This window comes from Brevibacterium sp. H602 (assembly GCF_051172395.1).
Taxonomy (GTDB): domain Bacteria; phylum Actinomycetota; class Actinomycetes; order Actinomycetales; family Brevibacteriaceae; genus Brevibacterium.
This window is the reverse complement of the sequence record NZ_JBPIZD010000019.1, coordinates 55,966-66,853: the sequence shown is the minus strand read 5'-3', so window position 1 is coordinate 66,853 and position 10,888 is coordinate 55,966. Positions and strand designations below refer to the sequence as shown.

Sequence of the window (10,888 nt, the reverse complement as noted above, 5' to 3'; positions counted from 1 at the left end):
CGGCAACCTCGCGCGAGGTTGCTGGGCCGCCGTCAGGTAGTTCTGGGGAGGGGGAGCCGCGTTAGACTGGAAGAGATGAGCAAGAAGTCGAAGTCCCAGCGGAAGGTGTTGACCACCAAGAATTCTGCGCGCTCGAATTCGAAGCGCCACAAGGAGTACTTCGACAAACACGACGTGTATGAGCAAGACGCTCACCACGTCTCCGACAACCGGATCAGGCTCGGCCTCTCCAGCTCCTCCGTCTCACCCATGACCGTCGAGGAGACCTTCACCCAAGCGGCCAAACACGGCTACGACGGTGTCGAGATCATGGTCACCCATAACACCGAGACCCGCGACGTCGACCTCATCAACGGACTCGCCGGCGACACTGGACTCGACGTCATCTCCCTGCACGCGCCGACCCTGCTGTTCCTGCCCCGGGTGCTGCACAAAGACCATTGGGAGAAGCTGCGGATCACCGCGAACCTCGCCAAGGAAGTCGGCGCCGACACGGTTGTCCTCCACCCGCCGTTCCGCTGGCAGGGAGAATACGCCCTCGGCTTCGTCGACGGCGTCCGCCAGGTCGCCCAGGAGACCGGTGTGAGACTGGCCGTGGAGAACATGTACCCCTGGCGGGCCGGCCTGCGCGAGATCCAGGTCTACTACCCCGACTGGAACCCCCTGGACGAGGACTACGACGACCTCACCTTCGACTTCTCCCACGCCTCCACCGCCGGAATGAACGCCCTGGAGACGGTGGGCGAGATCTTCGACCAGCTCCGCCACGTCCATCTCACCGACGGTGCCGGCTCACTCAAGGACGAACACCTCGTTCCGGGTGAAGGCACCATGCCCGTCGCCGAGACCCTGCAGTACCTCGCCAAACACAATTGGCAGGGCGACGTCGTCGTCGAGGTCAACACCCGATTCGTCCGCAGACAGTCAGCGCGCGAGAAGATGCTCGCCGACTCCATCGCCTTCGCCCGTGAGCACCTCGGCCTCGACGCGGACACTCCGCGACGCAACGCCTACAGTCACACCCGCACCTCCGAGCACAAACCCTCGCGATCCGGAAAAGCCGGCGCCGAGAGCTGACGCTGCGAGCGACCGCGACGTCGCACATCACCCTGCTCGTCTTCGCTTCGACTCGCCCGACCTGGCACCGGCACGCTTCGGCGCATGGACACCCACCGACCACCACACATCAGATATCGAAAGGCTGACGCATTTTGACCACCATCGCCTCCATCGGAACCGGCAACATGGGCACGGCCCTCATCCAGGGAATCCTCACCGCCGACGCGAGCATCACCGTCCGCGCGACGACGAATTCGACCGCCTCGGCGCAGCGGCTCCGCACCGATCTGCCCACCGCCACGGTCACCGCGTTGGAGAACGATGCCCAAGCGAATCGGAAAGCCGTGTCCGGAGCCGATTTCGTCTTCCTCGGCGTGAAGCCGTGGATGATGGCCGAGACCCTGCGTGAACTCGCCGACGACCTCGACCGGGACTCCGTGCTCGTGTCCATGGCAGCCGGCGTCGCCGCCGCAGACCTTGCGAAGCTCGCCCCCGGGAATCCGATCGTGCGGATCATGCCGAACACGCCGAGCGCCATCGGCCACGGCGTCATCGCGCTGGCCCCGACCGCCGAGGTGACCGCCGCCAGCGTGGATACACTGAAGTCACTGCTGTCGGGCGCCGGCCTCGTCGTCGATCTCGACGAATCCCAGATCCCGGCCATGACCGGAATCTCCGGGTCCGGAGTCGCGTACTTCTTCCTCCTCGCCGAAGCCATGATCGCCGCCGGCGTCAAGCAGGGCCTGAGCGAGGACGTCGCCCGTCAGATGGTCGTGGCCACCGCCGACGGCGCCGGTCGACTCCTGACCGAGAAGCCCGACCCCGCCGCGCAGCGTCAGGCCGTGAGCAGCAAGGGCGGGACGACCTTGGCCGGTCTCCAGCAGTTCCTCGACTCGGGGATCTTCGATATCGCCGAGGCGGCCGCGCAGGCGGCGGCGGACCGTTCCCTGGAGATGGAACGGGAGAACTCGGAGGTCATCAACGGCTGAGCGGATCCTCCCCGCTCAGGGGAGGACGTGGGATGAGCGGGCGATCGACACGGCCTCATGACGGGTCCGTGCCGAGAGCTTGACCATCGCCGTATTGAGATAGGACTTCACAGTCGACTCGCGCAGCGACAGCGCCTCGGCGATGCGGGCATTCGGCCAGCCCAAGGCGACATGCGAGAGGATGTCGGTCTCCCTCGGCGACAGCCTGACTGCGGGCACCGGCGTCTGGAAGTTCTCCGGATTGTGTCCGGAGAGAATATCGGCCAGGCGCGCCTCGATGCCGGTGAGCTTCTCTCGGGTCTCCTCATCGACGATCCCGGAGCGGATGGCCCTCAGCTCGGCATAGGTGTGCCGGAGAGCTTCGCGTCCCGAGGGATCCAGATCCGGGTAGAGCGGTTCCTCCTTGACGGGGCCGCGCGGTTCCTGCCGGTATCCGAGGCGAGCGAGATCGACCGAGAGCTGTCGTACCCGTCTGACGAGGTCTCCCGTCTGCGGGGCGGCGGCGTTGTAGTCCGCGCGGTGGCCGCAGTAGACCATACCGGTGACCTCACCGCCGTGCAGAGTGGGGACGGCGATGAGGACGCGGATGCCCTCGCCGAGGACCTCCTCGTCGTAATGGTGGGTGATGAGAGGGTCGATCTCGTAGTCCCGGGTGAGCTGCGGAGTGCCTTCGGTCATGGCCCGTCCGCCGAGGCCGCGTCCGGTGCTGACGATGAGGGTCGAGAGCAGGTTCTTGTCGGCGCCGGCGACGGCTTCGACCGCGACCGAATCCTCTTCGACCATGCCTCCGAAGACGACGTCACCGGTGCCGCTCTGGTGCAGGGAATCGACGGCTTCGACGAATAGGCGACGGGTCTCGGCCTTGAGAGCCCGCGTTTCCTTGGCGTGCGCATTCATGTGAACAAGCTACCAACTTTCGGTGGTATTCCCTAGCGCATGCTGAACGTTACCTTTGGGTCATGTGATTCAGGACACTGATGTTCTGTCCATTCAAAGGAGAAAGAATGACTGACCCTGTCAACACCGGTGTTGACTTCCTCGCAGAGGGGGAGAAGCCGGAGTTCAAGGCCCTCAAACGCAAACGCTTCTCGGTGGTGATCCCGCTGTCGATCGCGTTCCTCGTCTGGTACTTCCTCTACGTCATCCTCAGCACGTACGCCCACGATTTCATGTCGACGAAGGTCGTGGGGGAGATCAACGTCGGACTCGTCTTCGGACTGCTGCAGTTCGTGACGACCTTCGCGATCACGATGTTCTACGTCTCGTTCGCCAACAAGAAGCTCGACCCTCCCGCGGAAGCGATCCGTGAACGACTGCAGGCCGAATCGGAAGGACACCGCTCATGAGCACTCTGGCAATCGGAGACTTCGTCGCTTCCGGAGTCGACCTCCTCAGCGCAGCGACCACCGAGGTGGAGAACAACCCGGTCCTCAACATCACGATCTTCGCCGCATTCGTCGCGGTCACGATGTTCATCGTTCTGCGGGCCAGCCGCAACAACAGATCCGCTTCGGACTACTATGCCGGCGGCCGGTCGTTCACCGGACCGCAGAACGGCTTCGCCATCGCCGGTGACTACCTCTCCGCCGCATCCTTCCTCGGCATCTGCGGCGCGATCGCCGTCAACGGCTACGACGGATTCCTCTACTCGATCGGCTTCCTCGTCGCCTGGCTCGTCGCCCTGCTCATCGTCGCCGAGCTCATGCGCAACACCGGCAAGTTCACCATGGCCGATGTGCTGTCCTTCCGCCTCAAGCAGCGCCCCGTGCGCATGGCAGCAGCCCTGTCGACCCTGGCGGTCTGCTTCTTCTACCTGCTCGCGCAGATGGCCGGTGCCGGCGGACTCGTGTCTCTGCTCATGGGCATCGACGGCAAGGTCGGCCAGTCGCTGGTCATCGCCGTCGTCGGCGCGCTGATGATCATCTACGTCCTCGTCGGCGGAATGAAAGGCACTACCTGGGTGCAGATCGTCAAGGCGATCCTGCTCATCGCCGGCGCCTTCGCCATGACCATCTGGGTGCTCGCACTCAATGGCTTCAACCTCTCGACCCTGCTGGCCTCGGCCGTGGACAACGCAGCCGAAGGAGTCGGGGAAGGCGTCCTCAACCCGGGTCTGCAGTACGGCGAGAATCCGCTCGACTTCATCTCCCTGGCACTGGCGCTCGTGCTGGGCACGGCGGGTCTGCCCCACGTGCTCATGCGCTTCTACACCGTCCCCACTGCCAAGGAAGCTCGCCGATCCGTGGTGTGGGCGATCTGGCTCATCGGTGCGTTCTACCTCTTCACCCTCGTGCTCGGCTATGGTGCGGCCGCACTCGTCGGCGCCGACGCGATCAAGAACGCTCCTGGCGGCGTGAACTCCGCTGCGCCGCTCCTGGCGCTGCAGCTCGGAGGGCCCCTGCTCATGGGCTTCATCTCTGCGGTCGCGTTCGCCACGATCCTCGCGGTGGTGGCGGGTCTGGCGATCACCGCGGCGGCCTCGTTCGCTCACGATATCTACGCCAACGTCATCAAGAAGGGCCACGTCGAGGACTCCGAGGCGGAGGTCAAGATCGCCCGCCGCACCGTCGTCGTCATCGGTGCGGTCGCGATCATCGGCGGCATCGGAGTGCAGGGACAGAACATCGCATTCCTCGTGGCCCTCGCCTTCGCCGTCGCCGCCAGTGCGAACCTGCCCACGATCGTGTATTCGCTGTTCTGGAAGCGCTTCACCACTCGCGGTGCGGTGTGGTCGATCTACGGCGGACTGATCTCGGCGATGGTGCTCATCGCGTTCTCGCCGGTTGTCTCCGGCTCCGAGACCGCAATGATCCCCGGTGCCGACTTCGCGATCTTCCCGCTGTCGAACCCCGGCATCATCTCGATTCCGCTCGGCTTCATCCTCGGCTGGATCGCCTCGGTGACGGATAAGACCGTGGAGAGTCCCGAGCTGGCCGCCGAAATGGACGTCCGTGCCCATACCGGATTCGGCGCCGAGGAGGCGGTCGAGCACTGATCCCATCCGCCATCCGCGTGTTCGAAGTGCAGACGACCCGATTCCGGTCAGCACACATGCACTTCGGACACGCGGTTGTGGATACCGCAGCGTTATGGCCGCGTCGTGACCATCTCGGCGCACGCACCCTTGCGCTGAGAACTCGGCTGCAATCGAGTACCACGCGGGTGCGGAGGCGCCGCTGACTCAAACGCCGTGGACTGTTGACAGCATGCGGACTCGGACGTCTTATGGGTGTGGATGCCGAGGGCGATTCCACAGGCGGTTGAGGAGGCCTTGTCGGAGTCTCATTCGCAGCGACAGTCTTGCCGCATGTACAACGTGGTCCGCACCAGTGAACTCAGGGCGCGTGGGGTGCAGAGCAGATGCATCCGTGACGCCAAAGACTGCTGCCTTTTGGCACTCACTCAAGGGATGTATTCTGTCATCGCCCGCTGCTCGAATCCCAGACATGGTGCGATAGCGGAGTTCATCACGGACGAAGCGTGGATGCACAGAGTCGTCGAGCAGACCGACCCGGAGTCGGGGAGGCCTCGTTTCGAACTCCTCGACATGTTCGAGAAGCTGCGAGTGGCTTCGTACCCGCACTACCGATTTGACGACGTGATCTGGGGAGTCTCCGCCGCATTCGTCCATGACTTTCCACTGCATCGACCGCCTCGGGGGAAGGTCTTCATCGCTCATCCGACGAGGCGGCACAGCAGTGCCGATGTGTCGAGGACCTCCAAGACCATTCCTGATGAGGACGTCGTCCGTATCGGCAAAATGGCGCTCACCTCGCCCATCCGCACCGCGTTCGACCTCTTCGGCCAACTCGGTGAACCGGAGGGCTTCGCCGTGCTGGAGTAGTGTTTGCGCAGATCGGTATTCGGTTCCGACGCAGGAGCGGACGCCGCGGCCAGGTTCGGTTACCCACCGGACACGCTGGCATTGGCCGAGCGCCGAATCGCCGAGGATTTCCTGCCCGTGCTGGGCCGACTGTCGAAAGGCCAGGTGAGAGCGCAGCGCTTGCTGTCGGCGATCGGTCCGCTGTCGGAGAGTTACGGAGAGAGTCGCTTCGCGTACAACCTCACGCAGCTGAGGCTGACCGGATTCAGTCAGCAGGCCAGGGTCTGGGATGGGCGCGCAGTCATCGCTCGTGTGGACTTTCTGCACAGAGAATCGCGGACGATCGTTCTCGTTGACGGCTTCTCCAAATATGCCGACAACGGAGTCGGGCTGATGCGCAAAGAGGCTCGTCAGTACAACCGGTTGCTGGAGCTGGGCTACCGAATCGTTCGTCTCAACTTCACCGACGTGACTCACCTTGAAGAATGCGCGACCAAACTCTTAGGGCAGGCACCGCACCTGAGGGAGTTCATCGCCCCACGGGTGCGTTCCTGAGCTCGCACCCAACCACGGCACCAACTGCTTGAAAATGCAGATGCCCCGACCGAAGTCACTGCTTTTACACTTTGAACCCGCGAATGTCGGATGTACCTCGGGCCAGACGCTGTAGACTGGTCCGAGTCGCTGACCACGGCATGATCGCACCGGGCCCTGCCTGGGCGAACAGTTCGAATTCGGTGGCGACGCGCGGGCGTAGCTTAATGGTAAAGCTTCGGCTTCCCAAGCCGACGACGCGGGTTCGATTCCCGTCGCCCGCTCTCATACCGCGCACCCACACTGGCTATGCCAGCGATCCGAGACCCACGATGCGGGGTGATCGCCGCTCGCAGCGTGTGCCGCCACGGTGGTGTCGGACCTGACCGGTGCACCAACTGCTTCGAAATGCAGATGCCCCGATCGAAGTCACTGCATTCACGCTTTGAACCCGCGGTTACCTCTGGCACCGCTTCGCAGCCTACGGGCGGCCGGCGAAGCGGCCAAGCAGCTCGACGTGTCCGGCGACGATGAGCAGATCCTGTTTGCCCACGCGGGTCGTCGGATCGGCGTAGGTGAAGTCGCGGCCGGGGCTTTTGATGCCCACGATCGTCACACCGTACTTGTCGCGGACACCGGACTCGCTGAGAGTGAAGCCTTGGATCTCCCGCGGCGGCCGCATCTTCACCACGGCGAAATGGCCTTCATCGAACTCGATGTACTCCATCATCCGCGAACTGACCAGGTGGGCGACGCGGCGACCGGCATCCGACTCCGGGTAGAGCACATGATGGGCGCCGATGCGGTGGAGGATCTTGCCGTGCGACGGCGAGATCGCCTTCGCCCACACCTGCGAAACGCCCAGGTCGACGAGGTTGGCGGTCGTGAGCACGCTGTCTTCGATCGAAGTGCCGATCCCGACGACGGCAGTCGAGAAGTCACCGGCACCGACCTGCCGCAGTGCGTCGATGTTCGTCGAATCGGCTTCGACGACGTGGGTGAGTTTGCCGCTCCAGTCCTTGACGAGCTCGGGATTGTGCTCGATGGCCATGACCTCGCGACCGAGTTTGGCCAGAGTCGCCGCGGTCGAGGACCCGAAACGCCCCAGTCCGATGACCAGGATTGAAGTGTGTTCGTTAGCCAACGACCGGCCTTTCCTCGGGGTAGCGGTAGAGGCGCACCGAATCCTGCATGGACAGTGCAGCCGCCAGTGTAATCGTACCGAGTCGACCGATGAGCATGATCACCGACAGAACGTAGAGTCCCGAGTTCGGCGAGGTCGCCGACACCCCGGAGCTCAGGCCCACGGTGCCGAAGGCGGAGATCACCTCGAACAGCACCCGATCGAGCGGTTCCGCACTGATCTGCAGCATCGTCAGGGTGCCGATGAAGACGATCATCGCACCGGTGAGCAGGATCGAGATCGACAGTTTGATCGTCGACGACGTCAGCCGCCGACCGAACACATTCACGTCCTGCAGACCCCTGGCCTCGGCATACGCAGCGAGGACGAGTACGGCCACCGTCGTCACCTTGATTCCGCCTGCTGTCGACGACGAACCGCCGCCGATGAACATCATGAGATCCATGAGCAGATGCGACGCTTGGCTCATGTCCGCGACCTCCATCGTCGAGAAGCCGCCCGACCGGGGCATGACCGCCATGAACAGCACTTCGACGAAGGTGTGGCCGGCGTTCTTATCGCCCAGGGTGGCCGGGTTCGCCGACTCGAACAGCGCCAACAGCAGCAGTCCGATCGCCAGCACCGTCGTCGTGGTCGTCAACGTCAGCTTCGTATGCAGATCCCAACGGCTGGGCCGGTTCCAGAACATCGCGACCATGAGCACGACGGGGAACCCCAGCGACCCGACGAACACCCCCGCCATGAGCAGTGACAGAATCCACGGATCCGAGGCGAAATACGCCGCCCCGCCTTCGTGGATGGTGAATCCGGCGTTGTTGAACGCCGAGATCGAATAGAACACCGAGTACCAGATGGAGTCGCCGAGCGATTCCCCGCGGATGAGGAACCGGGGGAACAGCAGCACCGCGAGGATCGACTCGGCGGTGAAGATGGTGATGACCACTGTCTTGAGCAGCGAGCCGACCTGACCCAGATTGAGCGCCGAGGTGGCCTGCTGAGCGATCAGGCGCTGCCGGACTCCCAGCCTCCTGGAGACCGCCATACCCAGCACCGAGGCGAGGGTGAGGATTCCGAGACCGCCGACCTGGATGCCGGCGGTGATGACCGAGATCCCGAAGTCCGACCAGTACTCCTCCGTGACGACCGGGGTCAGCCCGGTCACGCATACGGCGGAGACCGCCACGAACACCGAGTTCGCGAAGTGCGTGGCCTGATCGACCGAACCGGGGTCGCGCATGCTCGCCGGCAGCATCAGCAGGATCGCGAACGCTGCGACGACGGCGACGAAGGACCCGATCGCCAATCGTGCCGGTGAGGCCACGGCGAGGTCGTCGACGAAGTCACGGACCCACCGACCCGGCTTCAGCAGCCGATCGAAGCGCGGCGAGGAATTCTTGGACACAAGCACCATGGTAGAGCCGGTCGCCCCGGAATCGGCGCAAGTGAGCTGTGCCATATAGCATGGTGGGCATGGCCGAAAATGATGTGTATGTCGTTTGGGACGACGAAGTGACCGGTTACAATTTCGGTCCCAGCCACCCCATGCACCCTCTCAGGCTCGACCTGACAGCGAAGCTCGCCGAGGACTTCGGACTCTTCGACGCAGACAACGTCCACGTCGATCCCATCGGTGAGATCGATGAGGCGAAGCTCGCCCGCCTCCACGACCCCGACTACATCGCCGCGGTCAAGCAGGCCGGCACCGAGGAGGGCCTCGAGGAGCAGGACGCGAACAGATACGGAATCGGCACCGAGGATGTTCCCGGGTTCGAGAATATGCACACCGCCTCGGCGCTGCTGTTCCAAGGCAGCGTCAACGCCGCGAACGCGATCATCTCCGGGGACTTTCGGCGCGCGGTGAACTTCTGCGGCGGAATGCACCACGCGATGCCGGGCAAGGCCAGCGGGTTCTGCGTCTACAACGACGCGGCCGGCGCGATCACCGAATTCCTCGACGCCGGGTACGAGCGCATCGTCTACCTCGACATCGACGCCCACCACGGTGACGGCGTCGAGACATTCTTCTGGGACGACCCGCGAGTGCTCACGATCTCGATCCACGAATCGGGTAAATTCCTCTTCCCCGGCACCGGATTCCCCGCCGATATCGGGGGACTCAAGGCGGCCGCCTCGGCGGTGAATATCGCACTGCCCCCACGCACGGGCGACGCGGACTGGCTGCGCGCCTTCGACGCCACCGTCCCGCAGGTCGTCGCCGCATTCGAACCCCAGGTCATCGTCTCCCAGCACGGATGCGACGGACACCGGGCCGACCCGCTGACCCATATGCGCCTGAGCGTCGACGCCATGCGCACCGCTGCCGAACGCATCCGCGATCTCGCCGTCGATCACGCCGATGGACGCTGGCTGTCGGTCGGGGGAGGGGGATACGCGATCATCGACGTCGTGCCCCGCGCCTGGACGAACCTGCTGGCCGTCGCCGCCGGCCGCGATATCGATCCCGGAGCCCGGATTCCCGGACGCTGGGCCTCCTATGCGCAGACGAAGACCGGGCGGGAAGCGCCGCTGTCGATGACCGACGGCTTCGACGGGGCCTTCGAACCCTGGTCGAAGGGATTCGACCCCGAAGTCGAACTCGACCGTGCCGTGATGGGCACCCGGAAGAACATCTTCCCCTTCTTCGCACTCGACCCTTACTTCGACTGATCGATATCGGTCGACGCCCGTCGACCCAGCCGAACGCGAGTCCGGCCCTGCCGTGCACGCCACCCGGGCCGAACCCGATCCCCGCGTCCGCGCGGATCGCCTGGCACCGCCGTTGTGGATCTGGACACAGTTTTGGGAAAGCAGGCGGCCAAGCGATAGAATTGCACGGTTAGTTCAATGGGCGGGCACCTGATGTTCACCCTCCACCGACAAGCACAAGGGGTACCCGAGTGGGCTCAGTCATCAAGAAGCGCCGCAAGCGTATGTCGAAGAAGAAGCACCGCAAGCAGCTTCGCAAGACACGTCACCAGCGTCGCAACAAGAAGTAAGGCCCAACGGTCCTACGCCCCCGCTCGAGTGATTTCTCGGCGGGGTTTGTTGCACCCGATGAGGAGTGAGCCATGGTCGATCTGACCTTTCTCACACGTGTCGACTGCCATCTGTGCGCTGATGCGCTGCAGGCCGTCACCGAGGTGGCTGCGGGCAGAGATGTGGCCGTGACCGAGATCGACATCGATACGGATGACGATCTGGCTGCGCAGTACGGCTGGGACGTTCCGGTCGTTCTCCTCAACGGGCGACAACACAGTTTTCATCGAGTCGATAGGGATCGGCTGTCCAAGGCGCTCGACGCCTTGGGCGCATGAGATCGATTGAAGGAGTGAGGCGGAT

General features: G+C 64.0%; 12 protein-coding genes and 1 tRNA gene. 10 read left to right on the top strand and 3 right to left on the bottom strand.

The annotated features are described in order from the left end of the window. Positions 1 to 75 precede the first annotated feature (75 nt). Together ACSBQT_RS14090 and proC are read left to right on the top strand one after the other, a co-directional pair. Positions 76 to 1,077: a sugar phosphate isomerase/epimerase family protein gene (locus ACSBQT_RS14090; RefSeq protein ID WP_410710661.1), complete on the top strand. Its 1,002-nt coding sequence runs from the start codon at positions 76 to 78 to the stop codon at positions 1,075 to 1,077. A 134-nt stretch (positions 1,078 to 1,211) separates the two neighbouring features. Further along, the gene (proC, locus tag ACSBQT_RS14085; RefSeq protein ID WP_410710660.1) at positions 1,212 to 2,048 is read left to right on the top strand and encodes a pyrroline-5-carboxylate reductase; all 837 of its coding nucleotides are present in this window, start codon (positions 1,212 to 1,214) and stop codon (positions 2,046 to 2,048) included. A gap of 15 nt (positions 2,049 to 2,063) precedes the next feature. Here proC and ACSBQT_RS14080 read toward each other — a convergent pair whose 3' ends face one another. Beyond that, entirely contained in the window at positions 2,064 to 2,945 is an 882-nt protein-coding gene (locus tag ACSBQT_RS14080) for a helix-turn-helix transcriptional regulator (protein ID WP_410710659.1), read from the bottom strand. 107 nt (positions 2,946 to 3,052) lie between these two features. Here ACSBQT_RS14080 and ACSBQT_RS14075 point away from each other — a divergent pair, with 107 nt between their 5' ends. The 5 genes from ACSBQT_RS14075 to ACSBQT_RS14055 all read left to right on the top strand — a co-directional run bounded on the left by ACSBQT_RS14075 (position 3,053) and on the right by ACSBQT_RS14055 (position 6,689). Next, the gene (locus ACSBQT_RS14075; protein WP_435001923.1) at positions 3,053 to 3,394 is read left to right on the top strand and encodes a DUF485 domain-containing protein; all 342 of its coding nucleotides are present in this window, start codon (positions 3,053 to 3,055) and stop codon (positions 3,392 to 3,394) included. Further along, positions 3,391 to 5,043: a solute symporter family protein gene (locus tag ACSBQT_RS14070; RefSeq protein WP_410710658.1), complete on the top strand. Its 1,653-nt coding sequence runs from the start codon at positions 3,391 to 3,393 to the stop codon at positions 5,041 to 5,043. The genes ACSBQT_RS14075 and ACSBQT_RS14070 overlap by 4 nt, the downstream gene beginning before the upstream one ends. Positions 5,044 to 5,457: 414 nt before the next feature. Further along, the gene (locus ACSBQT_RS14065; RefSeq protein WP_435001922.1) at positions 5,458 to 5,892 is read left to right on the top strand and encodes a hypothetical protein; all 435 of its coding nucleotides are present in this window, start codon (positions 5,458 to 5,460) and stop codon (positions 5,890 to 5,892) included. A gap of 3 nt (positions 5,893 to 5,895) precedes the next feature. After that, positions 5,896 to 6,426 (top strand): hypothetical protein, encoded by a 531-nt coding sequence (locus tag ACSBQT_RS14060; RefSeq protein WP_435001921.1) that lies wholly within the window; start codon positions 5,896 to 5,898, stop codon positions 6,424 to 6,426. 192 nt (positions 6,427 to 6,618) lie between these two features. After that, positions 6,619 to 6,689: transfer RNA gene (locus ACSBQT_RS14055), tRNA-Gly, on the top strand. A 197-nt stretch (positions 6,690 to 6,886) separates the two neighbouring features. Here the strand turns inward: ACSBQT_RS14055 and ACSBQT_RS14050 are convergent. Together ACSBQT_RS14050 and ACSBQT_RS14045 are read right to left on the bottom strand one after the other, a co-directional pair. After that, on the bottom strand, positions 6,887 to 7,549 hold the full coding sequence (locus tag ACSBQT_RS14050; RefSeq protein WP_169251660.1) for a potassium channel family protein: 663 nt from the start codon (positions 7,547 to 7,549) through the stop codon (positions 6,887 to 6,889). After that, positions 7,542 to 8,960, bottom strand: a complete 1,419-nt coding sequence (locus tag ACSBQT_RS14045) for a TrkH family potassium uptake protein (RefSeq protein ID WP_410710978.1) — start codon at positions 8,958 to 8,960, stop codon at positions 7,542 to 7,544. The genes ACSBQT_RS14050 and ACSBQT_RS14045 overlap by 8 nt, the downstream gene beginning before the upstream one ends. Positions 8,961 to 9,019: 59 nt before the next feature. Between ACSBQT_RS14045 and ACSBQT_RS14040 the strand changes: the two genes are divergently transcribed. The 3 genes from ACSBQT_RS14040 to ACSBQT_RS14030 all read left to right on the top strand — a co-directional run bounded on the left by ACSBQT_RS14040 (position 9,020) and on the right by ACSBQT_RS14030 (position 10,863). After that, positions 9,020 to 10,216 carry an acetoin utilization protein AcuC gene (locus ACSBQT_RS14040; RefSeq protein ID WP_410710655.1) on the top strand — a complete coding sequence of 399 codons (1,197 nt, stop codon included), beginning with the start codon at positions 9,020 to 9,022 and terminating at the stop codon, positions 10,214 to 10,216. A 230-nt stretch (positions 10,217 to 10,446) separates the two neighbouring features. After that, entirely contained in the window at positions 10,447 to 10,545 is a 99-nt protein-coding gene (locus tag ACSBQT_RS14035; RefSeq protein ID WP_009882927.1) for a 30S ribosomal protein bS22, read from the top strand. A gap of 72 nt (positions 10,546 to 10,617) precedes the next feature. Beyond that, positions 10,618 to 10,863 carry a glutaredoxin family protein gene (locus tag ACSBQT_RS14030; RefSeq protein WP_410710654.1) on the top strand — a complete coding sequence of 82 codons (246 nt, stop codon included), beginning with the start codon at positions 10,618 to 10,620 and terminating at the stop codon, positions 10,861 to 10,863. Positions 10,864 to 10,888 lie beyond the last annotated feature (25 nt).

Excerpts from the sequence above, each read along its gene's own strand:
- ACSBQT_RS14080 (WP_410710659.1), bottom strand. The coding sequence starts at position 2,945 with ATGAATGCGCACGCCAAGGAAACGCGGGCTCTCAAGGCCGAGACCCGT.
- ACSBQT_RS14045 (WP_410710978.1), bottom strand. The coding sequence starts at position 8,960 with ATGGTGCTTGTGTCCAAGAATTCCTCGCCGCGCTTCGATCGGCTGCTG.
- ACSBQT_RS14065 (WP_435001922.1), top strand. The coding sequence starts at position 5,458 with ATGTATTCTGTCATCGCCCGCTGCTCGAATCCCAGACATGGTGCGATA.
- ACSBQT_RS14090 (WP_410710661.1), top strand. The coding sequence starts at position 76 with ATGAGCAAGAAGTCGAAGTCCCAGCGGAAGGTGTTGACCACCAAGAAT.
- ACSBQT_RS14070 (WP_410710658.1), top strand. The coding sequence starts at position 3,391 with ATGAGCACTCTGGCAATCGGAGACTTCGTCGCTTCCGGAGTCGACCTC.
- ACSBQT_RS14075 (WP_435001923.1), top strand. The coding sequence starts at position 3,053 with ATGACTGACCCTGTCAACACCGGTGTTGACTTCCTCGCAGAGGGGGAG.
- ACSBQT_RS14040 (WP_410710655.1), top strand. The coding sequence starts at position 9,020 with ATGGCCGAAAATGATGTGTATGTCGTTTGGGACGACGAAGTGACCGGT.
- ACSBQT_RS14030 (WP_410710654.1), top strand. The coding sequence starts at position 10,618 with ATGGTCGATCTGACCTTTCTCACACGTGTCGACTGCCATCTGTGCGCT.